Source organism: Streptomyces gardneri, from assembly GCF_006539185.1.
In the GTDB taxonomy this organism is placed as follows: domain Bacteria; phylum Actinomycetota; class Actinomycetes; order Streptomycetales; family Streptomycetaceae; genus Streptomyces; species Streptomyces gardneri.
Genome location: NZ_BJMN01000005.1, coordinates 169,308 through 186,953, shown reverse-complemented (window position 1 = coordinate 186,953; position 17,646 = coordinate 169,308). Strand labels below are relative to the sequence as shown.

Sequence of the window (17,646 nt, the reverse complement as noted above, 5' to 3'; positions counted from 1 at the left end):
CGGTGACTGACAACCAGAACCTCCTCGCGGAGCAGCGGCGCGCCCTGATCCTCGACGAGGTCCGGCGGCGCGGTGGTGTACGGGTCAACGAACTGACCCGCCGGCTGAACGTCTCGGACATGACGATCCGCCGCGACCTGGACGCGCTCGCCCGGCAGGGCATGCTGGCGAAGGTGCACGGCGGGGCCGTGCCGGTGGTCGAGGCGAGCACCCACGAGCCGGGCTTCGAGGCCAAGTCGGTGCTCGAACCGAGCGCCAAGGACGAGATCGCGCGGGCCGCGGCGGCGCTGGTCGCACCGGGCACGGCCATCGCCCTGTCCGGCGGGACGACGACCTACGCGCTGGCCCGGCAGCTCCTCGACGTGCCGGATCTGACGGTGGTGACGAACTCGGTGCGGGTCGCGGACGTGTTCCACGAGGCGCAACTGACCGGCAGCGGGGGCGAGGTGCGGCGCGGGGCGCCGATCGTCGTCCTGACGGGCGGGGTGCGCACCCCGTCCGACGCTCTGGTCGGGGCGGTGGCGGACCGGGCGATCCGCTCGCTCCACTTCGACCTGCTCTTCCTCGGAGTGCACGGCATCTCGGTCGAGGCCGGCCTGTCGACGCCGAACCTCGCGGAGGCGGAGACCAACCGGTGTCTGATGCGCTCGGCGCGCCGGGTGGTGGTGGTCGCCGACCACACCAAGTGGGGGACGGTGGGCCTGAGTTCCTTCGCCGACCTCGGCGAGGTGGACACCTGGGTGACGGACCGCGGCCTGGGCGAGGGGGTGCGCGGCGAGGTCGCCGAGCACCTGCCGGGGCTCGTGGTGGCGGGCGAGGAGCCCGCGTGACCCTCTTCCGGGTCGAGCGGACCGTGTCGCTGCCGCCGGACGAGGTGTGGCGGCGGCTGACGGACTGGCCGGCGCACGGCCGCCAGGTGCCGCTGACCCGGACGACGGTCCTGACGCCGGGCCCGAACGGGGCGGGGACGCGGTTCACGGCGCGGACCGGGCTCGGCCTGCTGTCCTTCGACGACCCGATGGAGGTCGTGCGCTGGGAGCCGCCGGGGTCCGGCCGGCCGGGGGTGTGCCGGCTCGACAAGTCCGGCCGGGTCGTGCGGGGTTGGGCGGAGGTCGCGGTGACGGCGGCCCCGGGCGGCGGCAGTCGGGTGGAGTGGACGGAGGAGCTCGCGGTACGCGGACTCCCGCGCGCCTTCGACCCGGTCCTGGCGCGCGCGGGGCGTGCCCTGTTCGGCCGGGCCGTGGACGGCCTGCTCCGCCCTTAAGGAGTGCCCGGGCTCGCGGCAGGCGGACTCTTCGTCCTACGGGCGGAGTTCCGCCGCCACCAGAGCCGCCGCCCCGGCCACGAGCGGGTTGTCCGCCGCCGCGTCCTCCTCGGGCTTGGCCGTCAGGACGGCCAGCAGGACCGGACCGCCGGTCGGCGGCCAGGCGACGCCCACGTCGTTGTTGCCGCCGTACCGCCCGCCGCCGGTCTTGTCGGCGAGGATCCAGTCGGCGGGCAGCCCCTTGCGGAACCGCTCGCCGCTGGTGGTGTTGGCGAGCATCCAGCCGGTCAGCCGGTCGCGGTCCCGGGGCGTCAGCGCGGTGCCGAGGACGAGGCGCCCGTAGGTCCGGCCGATGGCGCGGGGGGTGGTGATGTCGGTGTCGCGCCAGGGCTCACCGGAGTTCAGCTCGGGCTCCCAGCGGTCCAGCCGGGTGACGCCGTCCCCGATCGACCGGGCGAACCGGGTGACGGCCGTCGGCCCGCCCAGCTCCCGCAGCAGCAGGTTCGCGGCGGCGTTGTCGCTGTAGCGGAGGGTCACGTCGCAGAGCCCGGCGACGGTCATCCCGTGGGCGAGGTTCTCGGGGAGCCCGGTCCTCGGCGAGAAGCCCGACCGTTCGACGTACGCCGCCGTGTACCGGATGCGCTTCGCCAGGAAGGAGCCGTCGTGGTCGAGGTCGCGGAGGACGGCCGCGACGGCGAGGGTCTTGAACACCGAGCACATCGGGAAGCGTTCGTCGGCGCGGTACGCCACCGACCGGCCGGTGCGGACGTCGTGGGCGAACACGCCCAACCGCGCGGAGTGCTCCTTCTCCAGCTCTCGGAGCCGTCCGGTGAGGCGGCCCGTCGAGGCGTGGGCCGTCCCCGCGAGCGGGAGGAGGGAGGCGAGCGCGGTGCCGGCGCCGAGCGCGAGCGCGGTGCGGCGGGACGGGTGTGGCGCTGTCGTGGACGTGCGGGACGCAGTGGGCCTGATGGACAAGGGAGTTCCCCTTCCGGCGCGGCGAGATCCTTGCGGAGTCCATCATGCGCGGCGACCACCGGCACCCTGTGCCGTTGACATGCTGTCAGCTAGGGTGCACTTCCGCATCCGTCCAGGGGAGGTCCGTCCATGGCACGCCGACTGAGGCCGGTGGAGCTCGACTTCACCGCAACCGCGCCCGTCCGTCTCGTCCACACGGCGACACTGGCCGCACCACCGCCGGCCGTCTACCGGTCGCTGGCCGTGGAGGTGGGCAGCATGCCCTCGTGGTTCACCGCCGTCGCCTCCGCCGTCCCGACGGGCGACGGGGCGGGGCGGACCATACGGCTGCGGGGCGGGATCGTCTTCGAGGAGACGATCCTCGCCACCGAGCCCGACACCCGGTACGGCTATCGGGTGGACCTCACGAACGCCCCCGGCGTCACGGCCCTGGCGGAGGAATGGACCCTCTTCCCCGCCGGGAAGGGCACGCGCCTGCGGTGGACCATGGCCGTCGACGGCCCGGCGCCGGTCCGGCTCGCGCTCCTGCTCGCCCGCCCCGGCGTCGGCCTGTCCTTCCGGGACGCGGCGCGCCGCCTGGACCGGCGGCTCACTCCGGCCAGACCCCCGTCGCCAGGAACCGCTCGATAGCGGCGCTGTACGGGGCGATGTCCAGGCCCTGGGCGGCCAGCCAGGTGTCGGAGTAGTACTTGTCGAGGTAGCGGTCACCCGGGTCGCAGATCAGGGTGACGACGCTGCCGGTGCGCTCCTGCCTGACCATCTCGGCCACGATCTTGAAGGCGCTCCACAGGCCCGTGCCGGTGGAGCCGCCCGCCTTGCGCCCGATGGCCGTCTCCAGGGCGCGGACGGCGGCGACGCTCGCGGCGTCGGGGACCTTCATCATGCGGTCGATCGCGCCGGGCACGAAGCTCGGCTCCATGCGGGGGCGGCCGATGCCCTCGATGCGCGAGCCGCAGTCGGCGGTCGCGTCCGGGTCGTTGTGGGTCCAGCCGTCGAAGAAACAGGAGTTCTCCGGGTCGGCGACGCAGATCCGGGTGTCGTGCTGCATGTAGTGGACGTAGCGGGCGATGGTCGCCGAGGTGCCGCCGGTGCCCGCGGTGGCCACGATCCAGGTCGGCTCGGGGTAGCGCTCCAGCTTCAGCTGCTGGTAAATCGATTCTGCGATGTTGTTGTTGCCGCGCCAGTCGGTGGCCCGCTCCGCGTAGGTGAACTGGTCCATGTAGTGGCCGCCGGTGCGCGCGGCGAGGGCCGCGGACTCCTCGTACATCGTCCGCGAGTCGTCGACGAAGTGGCACTCCCCGCCGTGGAACTCGATGAGCCGGCACTTCTCGGGGCTGGTCGTGCGGGGCATGACGGCGATGAAGGGGACGCCGATGAGCTTCGCGAAGTACGCCTCGGAGACGGCGGTCGAACCGCTGGAGGCCTCGATGACGGGCTTGCCCGGCCGGATCCAGCCGTTGCAGAGCCCGTAGAGGAAGAGGGAGCGGGCGAGCCGGTGCTTGAGGCTGCCGGTGGGGTGGGTCGACTCGTCCTTGAGGTAGAGGTCGATGCCCCACTTCTCGGGGAGCGGGAAGCGCAGCAGGTGGGTGTCGGCGGAGCGGTTGGCGTCGGCGTGAACCTTGCGGACGGCCTCCTTCAGCCAGGCCCGGTACGCCGCGTCGCTGCGGTCGACGTCGACGGTCGCCGGCGCGGCGGTCACGCTGTTCTCGGTGGTGCTCATCCGTCCCACTCCTCGTTCACTGCCACTGCTTCCCGCTCTCGACAATACCCCTCTCACCTGGGCAAACGTTCCCTTTGACGTTCCATAGGCATCCCTTGTGGGGAGGCTACTGGTGCGGTCGCGGGCCACCCGTCACACTGGTGACGGCAACCGGGTGAAAGGGGCGGACGGCATGGCGGAACCCGATTTCAGCGCGAGGGGTGTACGGATCGCACGCTGGCCCCGCTCCCTGACGCGCGCCGGAGAGGTGCGGATCGAGGACGGCCGGCTCGCGCTGCTCACGAGCTACGGCAGCGAGATCGACAGTGCGCCGGTGACCGCCGTGCGGGCCGGGCGGCCGTGGTTCGCCAAGGCCGACGAGACGGTGGCGACGGTGAACGGGACCCGGTACCGGCTGACCCTTCACCACGGGGAAGGCGACCGGCGCGGCGGGGGCGAGACCGCGGAGTCGGGGCGCTTCCTCGCGGCGCTGAAGCGGGCCGCCGGGCGCTGACCTGCCACGGCTCGCCGCGAGTTGCGGGGCGGTCACCGCTGGTTCACGCTGGTACCACCTCACCGAGGGTTCGCCGGTGGTGACGTCACGCTACGGTCGCCGCCCCGGTGTACGGGTGCCCCTTTGAACCGCAGTGCCGCAGTACCGCATGTGAGATCCGAATCTTCGTCTTCTTCCGGACTACTTCGGGGAGTCGCAGCCGTGATCAGCGAGCCGAGCAGGTATTACGCGGTGGAGCTCCATGCCCTGCCGTCGCGGATCGGTCAGGTCCGCAGAATCGTCTCCGCGCATCTGCGCCAGTGGCATCTCGACGCTTTGGTCGACCATGCCGTGCTCGGTGTCACCGAGCTGCTGACCAATGTCCACCGGCACGCACAGCCGGACAAGCGGTGCACGGTCGAGATCGAGCTGCTACTCGACCGTCTGACCGTGTCGGTCAGGGACCACGACCCCCGAATACCGCGGGCCGCCGACCTGGACGGCGCCGATGACGGCGGCTTCGACAGCGCCTTTGACAGCGACGGGTCCGACGAGTTCGAAGAGCTCGCCACCTCCGGCCGGGGCCTCGCCATCGTCGGTGCGGTCAGCGAGAGTTGGGGTGTCCGCCCGTGCGGCGACGACGGCAAGGTCGTGTGGTTCACCCTCTCGGCGCCGCCGTCCGCCCCGCCGGTCGAGGAGCGCGTACACGTCGTGCACGTCCCCCCGACCGAGCGCGCGTACACGGAGTACGACCCCTTCCCGGTCCTCGCCGGCCACCCGGGCTGACGCCCACCGGGTCCGTACCCCGGTCACTCCTGGGCGATGGCTCGGAGGATCTCCAGGCGCGCCGCACGGCGCGCCGGACGCCAGGCCGCCACGACGCCCGCCACCAGGCCGACCAGGGCCACGGCAGCCAGTGACGCGGCCGGTACGGCGAAGGCGAGCGCGCTGTCGCCCGATCCCTCCGATGCGCGGACGAGCACCCAGCCGAGGAAGCCGCCGAGGGTGAGCCCGCCGAGCGTGCCGAAGGCTGCGACGAGGACGGACTCCCAGCGGACCATGGCCCGCAGTTGGGCGCGGGTCTGTCCGACGGCCCTCAACAGGCCCAGTTCGCGGGTCCGTTCGTGGACGGCGAGGGTCAGGGTGTTCGCGATGCCGAGCAGTGCGATCAGGACCGCGAGCGCGAGGAGCGCGTAGACGAGGGTGAGCATCATGTCGATGCCGCCCGCCGAGGCCTCCGCGTACTCGTCCCTGGTCTGCACCTCCGGCTGGCCGTACCGGTCCGCGACCGCGGTCACGGCCGCCTTGCCGTCCGCGTCGGACACGCCGTCCGCGAAGGCGACGGCGACGAGGCGGTCGGCGTCCTGGGTGCGGTGCGGGGCCCAGGCCTCCCGGGTGACGAGGTAGTCGCCGGCGAGGTCGGCGCGCTCGTAGACCGCCCGGACGGTGAAGGTCCCCCGGGTGCCGTCCGTGAAGGTCAGTTCGGCCGTGCGCCCGGGCGCCAGACCGGAGGCGGCGGCCTCGTCGGCCGCGACGGCGAGCCCGTCCGTACCGAGTCCGGTGAGGGAGCCCCGTACCTCCCCCAGGTCGAGGGTGCGGGCGAGCGCGGCCGGGTCGGTGACGGTCAGGGCGCGCCCCCGGCCGTCGACCTCCGCCACCGCGCTCCCCAGGCCGACCGCCGTGTCGACCTCGGGCAGCGCCGCGACCGCCGGGGCGAGCCGGGGGCTGAGCCCGCTGCCGCCCGCGCCGAACGAGGGCGCGCCGATGGCCACGTCGCCCGCGAAGGAGCGGTCGACGGTGCGGTCCATGGTCGCCTTGAGGGAGGCGCCGAAGACGGTGAAGAGGGTGACGACGGCGACCCCGATCATGAGGGCGGTGGCGGTCGCGGCCGTACGCCCGGGGCTGCGCAGGGCGTTGCGGCGGGCGAGGCCGCGGTTGGCGCCGCGCAGGGGCCGGCCGAGCGCCCGCACGGCGACCGACGCGGCCACCGGTCCGAGCACCACGAAGGCGGCGACGGCGAGCCCGGCGCCGGCCGCGGCGAGCCACAGCGAGGGGGTGCCGAGCACTCCGGCGAGGACCGTGGCGACGGCGGCGGCCAGCAGGGCACCGCCGGTCAGGGCGCGGGCCCGGGAGGTACCGGAGCCGTCCACGTCCGTCTCGCGGAGCGCGGCGAGCGGGGCCGTGCGTCCGGCCCGTACGGCGGGGAGGAGCGCCGAGCCGGCGCAGACGGCGAGTCCGACGCCGAGCGGGAGGGCGAGGGAGCCTGCCGTGATGATCAGGTCGCCTTCGGGGAACGGGAATCCGACGGCCGGGAAGAGGGCCTGCAGGCCGGCGGCCACGCCGATCCCGGCGAGGAGCCCGGCGGCGGAGGCGAGCAGCCCCACGGCGAGCGCCTCGGCGAGTGTGCCGGTGACGATCTGGCGGCGGGCGGCGCCGACGGCGCGGAGCAGGGCGTTCTCGCGGGTCCGCTGGGCGATGAGGACGGCGAAGGTGTTGTGGATGGTGAAGACGGAGACGAGCACCGCGATTCCGCTGAAGACCAGCAGGAAGGTGGTGAAGAGGTCGAGGAAGCGTCCGGAGACCATCTCGGTGTTCTCCTCGGCGGCGCGCTGCCCGGTGATCGCCTCGACGCCCTCGGGCAGGGCGGGGGCGAGCGCGGCGACCAGCTCCTCCTGGCTGACGCCGGGCCCTGCGCGGACGGCGATGCTCGTCGCCTCGCCGGGGCGTGCCGTCAGGTACCGCTCGGCGTCGGCGCGGGTCAGGCCGGTCCAGGTGACCTGGCCCATGCCGTCGGCGCCGCCGAAGGTGGCGAGGCCGACGACGGTGACCCGGACGGGGTCGGGGGTCCGCAGGACGGTCGTGTCGCCGATGCCGAGGCCGCCGGCCTTCGCCGCGCCGCGGTTGACGACGGCCTCGCCGGGTGCGCTCGGAGCGCGTCCTTCCGCGAGCCGGTACGGGTTGAGTGCCGGGTCCTCGATCCAGTTCCCGGCGAGGGTCGGCGGGCCCTTGCCGCCGACGGGGGTCCCGTCGGCGGCGAGGAGCTGGCCGGCGCCCTCGACGAGGGGCGCGGCGGCGGCGACTCCGGGGATCCCCTCGAGCCGGTCGGCGAGACCGGAGTCGACGGGGCCGCGGGTGCCCTGCGCCTCGCCGGCGGCGGTGACGACGGTGGCGCTGCGGACGACGGCGTCCGTGCCGCGGGTGGCGCCGGTGAACATCGCGTCGAAGCTCGTGCGCAGGGTGTCGCCCATGACGAGGGTGCCGGTGAGGAAGGCGACGCCGAGGAGGACGGCGGCGAAGGTGCCGAGGAAGCGGCGCCGGTGGGCGCGGAGGGAGGCGAAGGTGAGCCGGAGGGTGGCGGGGGTTCTCATGTCGTCGCTCCCCGGGTCGCGCCGGCCTCGGAACCGGCGCTCGCGCTGTCGCCCGTGCCGGCTTCGAAGGCCTTCGCGCCGCTGCCGGTCTCGAAGGCCTGCGCGCCGGTGTCTGTCTCGACGGCCTTCGCGCCGGTACCGGTCTCGAAGGCCTTCATGCGGTCGAGGACGCGGTCGGCCGTCGGGGCGGCCATCCGGTCGACGAGCCGCCCGTCCGCGAGGAAGACCACCTCGTCGGCGTGGGCGGCGGCGACCGGGTCGTGGGTGACCATGACGACCGTGCGGCCGGTCTCCCGCGCGGTCCGTCCGAGCAGCCGCAGGACCTCCTCGCCGGAGCGCGAGTCGAGGTTTCCGGTGGGCTCGTCGGCGAAGACGACGTCCGGGTCGCCGACGAAGGCGCGGGCTACGGCCACGCGCTGCTGCTGTCCGCCGGAGAGTTCGCCCGGCCGGTGGTGCAGACGGTCGCGCAGACCGACGGTGTCGACGAGCCGGTCGAAGCGGGCCCGGTCGGGGGTCCTCCCGGCGAGGTCGAGCGGAAGGGTGATGTTCTCGGCGACGGTCAGGGTCGGCAGCAGGTTGAAGGCCTGGAAGACGAAGCCGACGCGGTCGCGGCGCAGCAGCGTCAGCCGGCGGTCGTCGAGCGTGGAGAGGTCGGTGCCGCCGACGAAGGCGGCGCCGGAGGTGAGGGTGTCGAGTCCCGCGGCGCAGTGCAGGAGCGTGGACTTGCCCGAGCCCGAGGGGCCCATGACGGCGGTGAAGCGGCCGGCCGGGAAGTCGACGCTCACGCCGTCGAGGGCCCTGACCTCGGTGTCGCCGCGCCCGTAGACCTTGACGGCGTCCAGCACCCGGGCGGCGTCGGCGTACCCGGCGGGGGCGTGGGTGGCGGTGGTCATGCCCGGCGCTCCTTGGTGGTCGCGGCGCGGCCGAACTGCTCCTCCAGGACGGTGAGCCGGCGCCAGTACTCGTCCTCGTCGATCTCCCCGGCGGCGAACCGGTGGCCGAGCAGCGCGATCGGCGAGTGCTCGTCGGGGCGGCTGTCCCGGTACGGGCGCCCGCCGCGTCCGGGGCGCCATCCGGCGCGGCGGGCGAGGGTGACGAGCCCGGCGACGACGACGGCCCAGACCAGGGGGAAGAGAAGGATCCACGGGCCGGGGCCCGCGTGGGCGAGGGTGTTCATGAGGGTTCAGCTCCTCGGTGCGCTGGGGTGGTGTGTCTCTGGTTCGAGACTCGCCCCGGGAGGGGGTCCGGGGCGTCGTACGGACAGCGGCTTCGCGCGTACGACAGCGGGAGTACGGCGGGCGGGTGCGGAGACCTTCCCGGCTGTACCTACTGGTATGTACAGTGCGGTCATGAGCACCCCGAAGACCACGTCAGAGCGGCTCGTCGAGGCCACCCGCGAGCTGCTGTGGGAGCGCGGTTACGTGGGCACCAGCCCCAAGGCCGTCCAGCAGGCGGCGGGCGCGGGCCAGGGCAGCATGTACCACCACTTCACCGGGAAGCAGGACCTGGCGCTCGCGGCGATCCGGCGTACGGCCGAGGAGATGGGCGCGGCGGCCGAGGCCGTGCTGGGCGGCGAGGGCTCGGCGTACGCCCGGATCGAGGCGTACCTGCTGCGCGAGCGGGAGGTCCTGCGCGGCTGCCCGGTGGGCCGGCTGACCATGGACCCCGAGGTGATCGCGGACCCCGAACTCCGCGCCCCCGTCGAGGAGGTGCTCGGCCGGCTGCGGGGCAGACTCGCCGAGGTGGTCCAGGAGGGCCTGGACAGCGGTGAGTTGAGGGGTTCCCTCGATCCCGAGGAGATCGCGGCGACGGTCGTGGCGACCGTGCAGGGCGGCTACGTCCTGGCCCGCGCCACGGGCTCACGAGCACCGTTCGACAGCGCCGTACGCGGTCTGCTGGCGCTGCTCGCCGCCACCTGATCCCCCAGTTCCGAGATCGAGACCGAGACCGACTTCGACTTCGACTTCGACTTCGAGTCCACCGGAGGCCGTTCCGTGCATGCGATGCAGTACGAGATCACTCTGCCCGCCGATTACGACATGGGCATCATCCGCGAACGGGTCGCGACGCGGGGCCATCTCCTCGACGCCTTCCCCGGGCTCGGGCTGAAGGCCTATCTGATCCGGGAGCGGGAGGCCGGATCGCCGGTCAACCAGTACGCGCCGTTCTACCTCTGGGCCACGCCCGAGGGCATGAACAGCTTCCTCTGGGGGCCCGGCTTCCAGGGCATCGTGAACGACTTCGGCCGACCGGTGGTGCAGCACTGGACGGGCCTGTCGTACGAGGAGGGACCGGCGGCCGCTTCGGCTCCGGGTACCGCGACGCGCCGCAGGACCCCGCTCGGCGAGGGGGTGCCGCCGGGCGAGGCCGTGGCGGAGGCGGTGGCCCGGCACGCGCGGGAGGCGCGCCGGGACGGCGTGGTCGCCTCGGCCCTGGCCGTGGATCCGCGCCACTGGGAACTGCTCGCCTTCACCCTGTGGGCCGACCCGGAAGCGCCCGCCGGCGAGGGCGAGCGCTTCCGGGTGCTGCACCTGTCGGCCCCGGGTCGCGAAGACCTGGGGGCCGGACGGCGTCGCTGGTGACGCGGCCTCAGACCACGGCGATGAGCGTGAGGTAGGCGATTCCGAGGACCCGGCGGTAGCCGTTCACCCAGGTCGACCGCTGGCGGTCGACGCGCTCGCGGGTCTCCGCGGCGAGCGGGTGGTCGGGGTTGGCCGCGAGCCAGACCTCGGTGTCGTACCGGTAGCCGGACTCGAAGTCCTCCCACTCGTCGGCGCTCGCCGTCTCGATCCACGCGGGCCGGAAGCCCGCCTCGATCGCGAGGTCCACGAGGGCGCCGAGGGAGAGGTGGTCGCCGGCGTGCGCGCCGGGCCACATGCCGGCCAGCTCCTCGTCCGTCGGGGTGCGCTCCCAGAAGCCCTCGCCGAGCACGACCCGGCCGCCGGGCCGGACCAGTCGACGCAGCTCACGGAAGACGGCGGCGGGGTCGTACGGCTGCTCGGGGTCGCAGAGCGCCTGGCTCGATCCGAGGCAGAGGATCGCGTCGACGGGTCCCCGCTCGGTGCCGAGCGCCGACTCCTCGACGAAGAGCACGCGGTCGGCGAGACCGCGCTCGTCGGCGAGCGCCCGGCCGCGGGCCAGGTCCTCGGCGTTGATGTCGATTCCGATGCCCTTGGCGCCCGGGGCGTTCTCCAGCACGCGGAGGAGCAGCTCGCCCCAGCCGCAGCCGATGTCGAGGACGTCCGCGGGAGCTTCGGCGGCGAGCCGTTCGATCATGCGGGTGGCGCGGGTCTCGGAGAGGGGCCCGTGGAAGGTGAGGCTGCCGAGGCGTGGGGGGAGACCGGAGTCGGAAGTGATCATGATGCGGAACGCTACGCCGTACGACGTCCGCCGCCCACTGGTTTTCGGCCAGGGCGACGCCGAGTACGTCACACCGGTGTCCCACCGGTGCGGCGAAGGGCCGACTCGGACCGGCTCCCCGACTCCCCGACTCCCGGGCTCTCGGACGAGCGCGGCCGGCAAGTCGCTCCGACGGGCTCTCGGACGAGCGCAGCCGGCAAGTCACTCAGACGGGCTCCCGGCCGAGCGCGGCCAGCGGGTCGTCGAGCACCGGCTGCCAGGCCAGCTCGGCGGCGCCCACCAGGCTGTTGTGGTCCAGGGTGCAGGGCAGGATCGGGACACCGCCGCTGCGGCCCCAGAGGCTGCGGTCGGCGACGACCGCGCGGAGGCGTTCGGGGTCGGCGTCGAGGAGCTCGCGGTGGAGGCCGCCGAGGATGATCCGGTCCGGGTTGAGGATGTTCACCAGGCCCGCGAGGCCGAGGCCGAGACGGTCGATCAGCTCCCCGACGGCCACCCGGACACCCGGGTCGTCCCGGCTGGTCCGCAGCAGGTCACGGGCCTGCTGGAGCAGGGAGACCTCGGGCCCGGGGTCCCGGCCCGCGACCGTGAGGAAGGCGAGCGGGTCGGTCTCGACGTCGAGGCAGCCGCGGCTGCCGCAGTGGCAGGGGCGCCCCTCCGGATTGACCGTCAAATGGCCGACCTCCAGGGCGAGGCCCGCGCTGCCCGTGTGCAGTCGGCCGTCGAGGACGAGCGCGCCGCCGACGCCCCGGTGGCCGGTGGCCACGCACAGGAGGTCGCGGGCGCCGCGCCCGGCGCCGTGGCGGTGCTCGGCGAGGGCGGCGAGGTTGACGTCGTTGCCGGTGAAGGCGGGGCCCTCGATCCCGGCGGCCCGGACCCGCTCGGCGAAGATCTCCCGGACGGGCGCGCCGGCGGGCCAGGCGAGGTGGAGCGGGTTGAGGGCGGTGCCCTCGGGCTCGGCCACTGCGGAGGGCGCGGCCAGTCCGGCGCCGACACAGCGGCGGCCGCTCTCCCGGAGCAGCGCGGCTCCCGCGTCGACGACGGCGCCGAGGACCTGGGCCGGGTCGGCGGAGACGGTGACGCAGCCGGGGGCCGTGGCGACGATGGTGCCGCCGAGGCCGACGAGCGCGGCCCGGAAGCCGTCCGCGTGCACCTGGGCGGCGAGGACGACGGGGCCCTTCTCGTCGACGGCGAGCCGGTGGGAGGGACGCCCCTGGGAGCCGGCGGCGGCACCGGGGTTGGAGTCGACGCGGATGAGGCCGAGGGCCTCCAGCTCGGCGGCGACCGCGCCGGCGGTGGCCCGGGTGACGCCGAGCTCGGCGGTGAGGACGGCCCTGGTCGGAGCCCTTCCGGTGTGCACCAGCTCCAGCGCGGGGCCGAGCGCGCTGCGCCCCCTGTCCAGCCGTGTCCGGGTCGTCGTCGCCTTGCCGTTCATGGGGTGGAGTCTCCCATGATCGGAGGGTGGGGTGTTCCCTGGACGGGGTGCGGGGTATCCGCCGGGCGGGGCCTGTGGCCACTGGGCGGGGCCGGTGGTCGCCGGGCAGGGCTTGTGGTCGCCGGGCCGGGCCTACGGTCGCCGGGCGGTCGGGCGGGCGCCCCGTCCGGTCCGGTCGCGCCGGCCGGCCCCGCCTCCGCAGTGGGCCGGCTCGGGCGAGGGCTGCGTCCTCGCCCGAGCCAGGGGTGTGTCAGGTCAGTGGGCGGCGAGGAAGGCGCCCTCCGGGCCCTTCTCCCAGCCCTTGTCGTGACACGAGCCGGTGAAGATCGTTCCGTACACGGACGGGACGCCGGTCGCCGAGCAGTGCGAGCTGAAGCCCGCGCTGCCGCCGGAGAAGTACCCCGTGCCGACTCCGTCGTTGGCGAGCGCGGCACCGGCGCCGCCCAGCAGAATGCCCACGGCCAGGACAGACGCGGCGAGAGAACGCATAGCTACTCCTCAAGATCTCGGAATGACGTGCCAGAAGGTGCTCGTCTGCCGGTCAAACGCCTTCGGAAAAGGCGGGACACGGCGTCTCACTCCAATGCCGGGCAGTCGGATCCAGGGCTCGCGCGGGCGCAGAAACGATGCTCTCCAGTGGCCCGTTGGGCAGCACCCTCACCGCGATGACCTGGCCTTTGTCACCCGAACAGCGTCCACGGCCTGGGACATCACGGTTCGGCGCGGAGGGTTCGGCCTCATCGGCGCCGTCCGGCGGCCGGCGGACGTCGGCGATCAAGAGCCGCCTTCGGGTTCGCCCACCGCTCGCTTGATTGCGGCCGGGGGATCCCCCTATCCTGAGTTTGTGCCGCTACTAAACAAAGTACGGACGGCCGTATCGGGGGGCCCCGGCGGAGACACCGCCACCCACTCCCTGTCCCGCCTCCGCTCCGCCCTGACCCTCTTCTTCGCCCTCGACGGCTTCCTGTTCGCCGGCTGGGTGGTCCGCATCCCCGCCGTCAAGCAGCAGACCGGCGCCTCGGCCGGTGACCTCGGCCTCGCCCTTCTCGGGGTGTCCGCCGGCGCCGTCGTCACCATGACGCTGACCGGCCGGCTCTGCCGCCGCTACGGCTCCCACGCCGTCACGGTCGCCACCGCCGTACTCCTCTCGCTCTCGGTCGCCCTCCCGGCGCTCACCCGGTCCCCGCTCGCCCTCGGCCTCGTCCTGCTGGTCTTCGGCGCCGCGTACGGCGGGATCAACGTCGCCATGAACAGCGCGGCCGTGGACCTGGTGACCGCCCTGCGCCGCCCGGTGATGCCGAGCTTCCACGCCGCGTTCAGCCTCGGCGGCATGCTCGGCGCCGGCATCGGCGGGCTGCTCGCCGGCAGCCTCTCCCCCACCACCCACCTCCTCGGTCTGACGGTCGTCGGCCTGGCCCTGACGGCCGCCGCCGGTCCCGTACTCCTGCGCCACCCCTCGCCCGCCCTGCCCGAGACCCTCGCGGCGCCCGCCGGGCCCAGGACGGCCGGAAAGCCCTCACGGGCGGCCCGCCGAACGGTCGTCGTCTTCGGTGTGATCGCCCTCTGCACGGCGTACGGCGAAGGGGCGCTGGCCGACTGGGGCGCGCTCCACCTCGAACAGGACCTGGGCGCCCACCCGGGCGTGGCCGCCGCCGGATACTCCGTCTTCGCCCTGACGATGACCGCCGGCCGGCTCTCCGGCACCTTGCTCCTGGAACGCCTCGGCCAGACCCGCACCCTCGTCGCGGGCGGCGCCACGGCCGCCGCCGGCATGCTGCTCGGCGCGCTCGCCCCGACCGTCTGGGCCACGCTGCTCGGCTTCGCGGTGACCGGGCTCGGCCTCGCCAACATCTTCCCCGTCGCCGTCGCCCGCGCCGGCGCGATCGCCGGTCCCGGCGGCGTGGCGACCGCCTCCACGCTCGGTTACGGGGGCATGCTGCTCGGCCCGCCGTCCATCGGGTTCCTCGCCGACTGGTTCTCCCTGCCGGTCGCGCTCACCACCGTCGCGGTCCTCGCCGCCGGTGCCGCGGCGATGGGCTACTGGGCACGGAACGCGGCCGCCGATCCGGCGAGTTGAGAGCCGCACTCACGCGGCCTGCGAGAATCCGCCCATGGAGACGACGAACGGGGCGGCACGATGAGGATCGCAGAACACATCACGGCGCTGGAGGCGGGCGGGCAGGCGCTCGCCGAGGCGGCGGCCAAGGCAGGGCCGGACGCGGAGGTCCCGACCTGCCCGGGTTGGCGGATCCGGGACCTCCTCCGGCACACCACGACGGTGCACCGCTGGGCCACGGCCTTCGTGGTCGAGGGTCACACCTCCTACCACCCGGACGGCGGTGAACCGGCCCTCGACGGCGACGAGTTGCTCGCGTACTACCAGGAGGGCCACGAGGGCCTGGTCGCCGCCCTGCGCGCGGCGCCGGAGACGCTGGAGTGCTGGACCTTCCTCCCGGCGCCCTCGCCGCTCGCCTTCTGGGCGCGGCGGCAGGCGCACGAGACGCTCGTGCACCGCGCGGACGCCGAGTCGGCGCTCGCGAGCGGACCGGGGGCGATCGACCCGGCGTCGGCCGTCGACGGGATCGACGAGCTGCTGCGCGGCTTCCACGGCGGCGACAAGAGCCGGGTGCGCTCGCCGGAGCCGCGGGTCCTGCGGGTGCGGGCCACGGACACCGGCGACCTCTGGAACGTACGCCTTTCGGCCGTCGAGCCGCCCCGGACGGAGCGTGGCACCCCGGCCGCGGCGACGGAGTGGGGGGCGGCGGACGTGGAGCTCGCCGGGCCCGCGGACCGCTTGTACCTGACCCTGTGGAACCGACTCCCGGCCGACGCCGTGACCCTGACCGGGGACGACGCCGTCGCCCGGCTGTGGCGGGAGAACTCGGCGGTCACCTGATCTCGCCGGGCTCGGGCCTGTTCGGCGCTGATCCGCCGAACAGGCCCTCGACTCAGGAGCCAGGGGCCGACGCTCAGGAGCCAGGGGCCGACGCTCAGGAGCTGCGGTCCAGCATCCGGATCAGCACCTCGCGCTGGAGCGGCCGCACCTCGGCATGGCGCGCGAGCCCCTTCTCCGTGAGCTTCACCTGGACACCGCGCCGGTCCTCTGCGCACATCCCCCGCAGGACCAGGCCGTCCTTCTCCAGGCGCGCGACCGTCCGGGACAGCGCGCTCTGACTGAGGTGGACCCGCCCGGCGAGCTCCTGGACGCGCCAGGAGCCCGGGCCGTCCTCGGCCGCGCCCTCGGCGAGGACGTCGAGGACCTCGAAGTCGCTGGCGCCGAGCCCGTACGGATGGAGGGCCCGGTCGAGCTCGCAGGTCGTACGGGCGTGCAGGGCGAGGACGTCACGCCACTCGTCCACGAGCGCGCGTTCGGACTGGTTCGCTGCCATCCCCGCACGTTAGCAGAAACGACCGACTTTGTTGCACGGGAATTAAATGCGTTTGCATTCAATGCACGCGCATGTACCGTGCTGCCCATGACCTCTCCGCTCACCGCCGCACCCACGGCCGTCAAGCAGGAACGCTGGAGTCCGCGGCTCTGGGGCACACTGCTCGTGCTCTGCGCCGCGATGTTCCTCGACGCCCTCGACGTCTCGATGGTCGGCGTCGCCCTGCCCTCGATCGCCTCCGACCTCGGCCTGTCCACCGCCACGCTCCAGTGGATCGTCAGCGGCTACATCCTCGGCTACGGCGGCCTGCTGCTCCTCGGCGGTCGCGCGGCCGACCTCCTCGGCCGCCGGCGCGTCTTCCTCATCGCCCTCGCCGTCTTCGCGCTCGCCTCGCTCCTCGGCGGACTCGTCGACTCAGGCCCGCTCCTGATCGCCAGCCGGTTCATCAAGGGCCTCAGCGCGGCCTTCACCGCCCCCGCGGGCCTGTCGATCATCACGACGACCTTCAAGGAGGGCCCCGAGCGCAACCGGGCCCTGTCGATCTACACCACCTGCGCCGCCACCGGCTTCTCCATGGGCCTGGTCCTGTCCGGACTGCTCACCGAGCTCAGCTGGCGCTGGACCATGCTCCTGCCCGCCCCCGTGGCCCTGATCGCGCTCGTCTTCGCGCTCCGCCTCATCCCGCACAGCCCCCGCGAGGACTCCTCCGGCGGCTACGACCTGCCGGGCGCCGTCACCGGCACGGCCGCGATGCTGCTGCTCGTCTTCACCGTCGTCCAGGCACCCGAGGTCGGCTGGACCTCCGCCCGGACGCTGCTGTCCTTCCTCGTGGCCGCCGCACTCCTCGTCACCTTCGTCCTGGTGGAACGACGGAGCGCCAGCCCGCTCGTCCGGCTCGGCGTCCTGCGCTCGGGCTCCCAGGTCCGCGCCCAACTCGGCGCGGCGGCGTTCTTCGGCTCGTACGTGGCCTTCCAGTTCATCGTGACCCAGTACATGCAGTCGCTCCTCGGCTGGTCCGCGCTCCAGACGGCGCTGGCCTTCCTCCCGGCCGGCGTGCTCGTGGCCCTGTCCTCCACGAAGATCGGCGGGATCGTGGACCGCTTCGGCACCCCCCGGGTGATCGCCGTCGGCTTCACGCTGCTCGTCGTCGCGTACGCGCTGTTCCTGCGGATCTCGCTGACCCCGCAGTACGCGGCCGTGATCCTGCCCTCGATGCTGCTCCTCGGCGCCGCCTGCGCCCTGGTCTTCCCCTCGCTCAACATCCAGGCCACCAACGGCGTGGACGACCGCGAGCAGGGCATGGTCTCGGGGCTGCTCAACACCTCGATCCAGGTGGGCGGCGCGCTCTTCCTCGCCGTCATCACCGCCGTCATCACCGCGGACGGGCAGGCCTCGGCCTCTCCGCAGGCCACCCTGGACAGCTTCCGCCCGGGCCTCGCCGTGGTCACGGTCATCGCGCTGGCCGGACTCCTGATCACCCTGCCGGGGCTCCGGAGGAAGCGGCCGAGCACCACGGAGTCGGTGGTCGTGGCACGCTCGACGCCTTCGGACACAACCGGCTCGACGAGTACCGCTGATTCCACCGCCGACTCCACCGACTCCACCGACTCCACGGGCTCCACGGGCTCCACGGCGAAGGTCGCCGTACGCGACTGAGGCTGCCGCC

At 73.8% G+C, this 17,646-nt stretch carries 18 protein-coding genes and 1 pseudogene; 10 read left to right on the top strand and 9 right to left on the bottom strand.

Annotated elements, in window-relative coordinates; translation table 11 throughout:
• Positions 1–2 precede the first annotated feature (2 nt).
• Positions 3–830 carry a DeoR/GlpR family DNA-binding transcription regulator gene (locus tag SGA01_RS03350; protein WP_141293113.1) on the top strand — a complete coding sequence of 276 codons (828 nt, stop codon included), beginning with the start codon at positions 3–5 and terminating at the stop codon, positions 828–830.
• On the top strand, positions 827–1,264 hold the full coding sequence (locus tag SGA01_RS03345) for an SRPBCC family protein (protein WP_141293111.1): 438 nt from the start codon (positions 827–829) through the stop codon (positions 1,262–1,264). Before SGA01_RS03350 ends, SGA01_RS03345 begins: the two co-directional genes overlap by 4 nt.
• A gap of 36 nt (positions 1,265–1,300) precedes the next feature.
• Here SGA01_RS03345 and bla read toward each other — a convergent pair whose 3' ends face one another.
• The gene (bla, locus tag SGA01_RS03340; RefSeq protein WP_141293484.1) at positions 1,301–2,233 is read right to left on the bottom strand and encodes a class A beta-lactamase; all 933 of its coding nucleotides are present in this window, start codon (positions 2,231–2,233) and stop codon (positions 1,301–1,303) included.
• A 135-nt stretch (positions 2,234–2,368) separates the two neighbouring features.
• Here bla and SGA01_RS03335 point away from each other — a divergent pair, with 135 nt between their 5' ends.
• Positions 2,369–2,869, top strand: a complete 501-nt coding sequence (locus SGA01_RS03335) for an SRPBCC family protein (RefSeq protein WP_141293109.1) — start codon at positions 2,369–2,371, stop codon at positions 2,867–2,869.
• Here SGA01_RS03335 and cds1 read toward each other — a convergent pair.
• On the bottom strand, positions 2,829–3,959 hold the full coding sequence (gene cds1 / locus SGA01_RS03330) for an L-cysteine desulfhydrase Cds1 (RefSeq protein ID WP_055644892.1): 1,131 nt from the start codon (positions 3,957–3,959) through the stop codon (positions 2,829–2,831). The two genes, SGA01_RS03335 and cds1, sit on opposite strands and share 41 nt — an antisense overlap.
• Positions 3,960–4,131: 172 nt before the next feature.
• Between cds1 and SGA01_RS03325 the strand changes: the two genes are divergently transcribed.
• Complete coding sequence (locus tag SGA01_RS03325; protein WP_141293107.1) at positions 4,132–4,452, top strand: hypothetical protein; 321 nt, start codon at positions 4,132–4,134, stop codon at positions 4,450–4,452.
• 201 nt (positions 4,453–4,653) lie between these two features.
• A complete protein-coding gene (locus SGA01_RS03320; RefSeq protein ID WP_167533992.1) occupies positions 4,654–5,217 on the top strand; it encodes an ATP-binding protein in 564 nt (187 codons plus the stop codon).
• A 23-nt stretch (positions 5,218–5,240) separates the two neighbouring features.
• On the opposite strand, the gene SGA01_RS03315 is transcribed toward SGA01_RS03320, so the two are convergent.
• The 3 genes and pseudogenes from SGA01_RS03315 to SGA01_RS03305 form a co-directional block, all read right to left on the bottom strand.
• The gene (locus SGA01_RS03315; protein ID WP_141293105.1) at positions 5,241–7,799 is read right to left on the bottom strand and encodes an FtsX-like permease family protein; all 2,559 of its coding nucleotides are present in this window, start codon (positions 7,797–7,799) and stop codon (positions 5,241–5,243) included.
• Between the two features lie 143 nt (positions 7,800–7,942).
• Positions 7,943–8,692, bottom strand: a pseudogene (locus SGA01_RS03310) (ABC transporter ATP-binding protein); the annotation flags it as partial.
• Positions 8,689–8,976, bottom strand: coding sequence for an SHOCT domain-containing protein (locus tag SGA01_RS03305; protein WP_141293103.1), 288 nt, complete (start codon positions 8,974–8,976; stop codon positions 8,689–8,691). The pseudogene SGA01_RS03310 and the gene SGA01_RS03305, both read right to left, overlap by 4 nt.
• A gap of 157 nt (positions 8,977–9,133) precedes the next feature.
• On the opposite strand from SGA01_RS03305, the gene SGA01_RS03300 reads away from it, so the two are divergent.
• Positions 9,134–9,718 carry a TetR/AcrR family transcriptional regulator gene (locus SGA01_RS03300; RefSeq protein ID WP_141293101.1) on the top strand — a complete coding sequence of 195 codons (585 nt, stop codon included), beginning with the start codon at positions 9,134–9,136 and terminating at the stop codon, positions 9,716–9,718.
• Between the two features lie 75 nt (positions 9,719–9,793).
• A complete protein-coding gene (locus SGA01_RS03295) occupies positions 9,794–10,381 on the top strand; it encodes a DUF4865 family protein (protein ID WP_141293099.1) in 588 nt (195 codons plus the stop codon).
• Positions 10,382–10,388: 7 nt separating this feature from the next.
• Here the strand turns inward: SGA01_RS03295 and SGA01_RS03290 are convergent, their stop codons facing one another.
• The 3 genes from SGA01_RS03290 to SGA01_RS03280 form a co-directional block, all read right to left on the bottom strand.
• Positions 10,389–11,159: an SAM-dependent methyltransferase gene (locus SGA01_RS03290; protein WP_141293097.1), complete on the bottom strand. Its 771-nt coding sequence runs from the start codon at positions 11,157–11,159 to the stop codon at positions 10,389–10,391.
• 205 nt (positions 11,160–11,364) lie between these two features.
• Positions 11,365–12,591: an ROK family protein gene (locus tag SGA01_RS03285; protein ID WP_055644884.1), complete on the bottom strand. Its 1,227-nt coding sequence runs from the start codon at positions 12,589–12,591 to the stop codon at positions 11,365–11,367.
• 255 nt (positions 12,592–12,846) lie between these two features.
• On the bottom strand, positions 12,847–13,080 hold the full coding sequence (locus SGA01_RS03280; protein ID WP_055644883.1) for a hypothetical protein: 234 nt from the start codon (positions 13,078–13,080) through the stop codon (positions 12,847–12,849).
• 355 nt (positions 13,081–13,435) lie between these two features.
• Here SGA01_RS03280 and SGA01_RS03275 point away from each other — a divergent pair, with 355 nt between their 5' ends.
• Complete coding sequence (locus SGA01_RS03275) at positions 13,436–14,668, top strand: MFS transporter (protein WP_141293095.1); 1,233 nt, start codon at positions 13,436–13,438, stop codon at positions 14,666–14,668.
• Between the two features lie 60 nt (positions 14,669–14,728).
• Entirely contained in the window at positions 14,729–15,487 is a 759-nt protein-coding gene (locus SGA01_RS03270) for a maleylpyruvate isomerase family mycothiol-dependent enzyme (protein ID WP_141293093.1), read from the top strand.
• 94 nt (positions 15,488–15,581) lie between these two features.
• On the opposite strand, the gene SGA01_RS03265 is transcribed toward SGA01_RS03270, so the two are convergent.
• Positions 15,582–15,980: a MarR family winged helix-turn-helix transcriptional regulator gene (locus tag SGA01_RS03265; protein ID WP_141293091.1), complete on the bottom strand. Its 399-nt coding sequence runs from the start codon at positions 15,978–15,980 to the stop codon at positions 15,582–15,584.
• A gap of 87 nt (positions 15,981–16,067) precedes the next feature.
• On the opposite strand from SGA01_RS03265, the gene SGA01_RS03260 reads away from it, so the two are divergent.
• A complete protein-coding gene (locus tag SGA01_RS03260; protein ID WP_141293089.1) occupies positions 16,068–17,636 on the top strand; it encodes an MFS transporter in 1,569 nt (522 codons plus the stop codon).
• The last annotated feature ends 10 nt before the right edge of the window (positions 17,637–17,646 follow it).

Excerpts from the sequence above, each read along its gene's own strand:
- SGA01_RS03335 (WP_141293109.1), top strand. The coding sequence starts at position 2,369 with ATGGCACGCCGACTGAGGCCGGTGGAGCTCGACTTCACCGCAACCGCG.
- cds1 (WP_055644892.1), bottom strand. The coding sequence starts at position 3,959 with ATGAGCACCACCGAGAACAGCGTGACCGCCGCGCCGGCGACCGTCGAC.
- SGA01_RS03325 (WP_141293107.1), top strand. The coding sequence starts at position 4,132 with ATGGCGGAACCCGATTTCAGCGCGAGGGGTGTACGGATCGCACGCTGG.
- SGA01_RS03315 (WP_141293105.1), bottom strand. The coding sequence starts at position 7,799 with ATGAGAACCCCCGCCACCCTCCGGCTCACCTTCGCCTCCCTCCGCGCC.
- SGA01_RS03305 (WP_141293103.1), bottom strand. The coding sequence starts at position 8,976 with ATGAACACCCTCGCCCACGCGGGCCCCGGCCCGTGGATCCTTCTCTTC.
- SGA01_RS03300 (WP_141293101.1), top strand. The coding sequence starts at position 9,134 with ATGTACAGTGCGGTCATGAGCACCCCGAAGACCACGTCAGAGCGGCTC.
- SGA01_RS03290 (WP_141293097.1), bottom strand. The coding sequence starts at position 11,159 with ATGATCACTTCCGACTCCGGTCTCCCCCCACGCCTCGGCAGCCTCACC.
- SGA01_RS03285 (WP_055644884.1), bottom strand. The coding sequence starts at position 12,591 with ATGAACGGCAAGGCGACGACGACCCGGACACGGCTGGACAGGGGGCGC.
- SGA01_RS03280 (WP_055644883.1), bottom strand. The coding sequence starts at position 13,080 with ATGCGTTCTCTCGCCGCGTCTGTCCTGGCCGTGGGCATTCTGCTGGGC.
- SGA01_RS03270 (WP_141293093.1), top strand. The coding sequence starts at position 14,729 with ATGAGGATCGCAGAACACATCACGGCGCTGGAGGCGGGCGGGCAGGCG.
- SGA01_RS03265 (WP_141293091.1), bottom strand. The coding sequence starts at position 15,980 with ATGGCAGCGAACCAGTCCGAACGCGCGCTCGTGGACGAGTGGCGTGAC.
- SGA01_RS03260 (WP_141293089.1), top strand. The coding sequence starts at position 16,068 with ATGACCTCTCCGCTCACCGCCGCACCCACGGCCGTCAAGCAGGAACGC.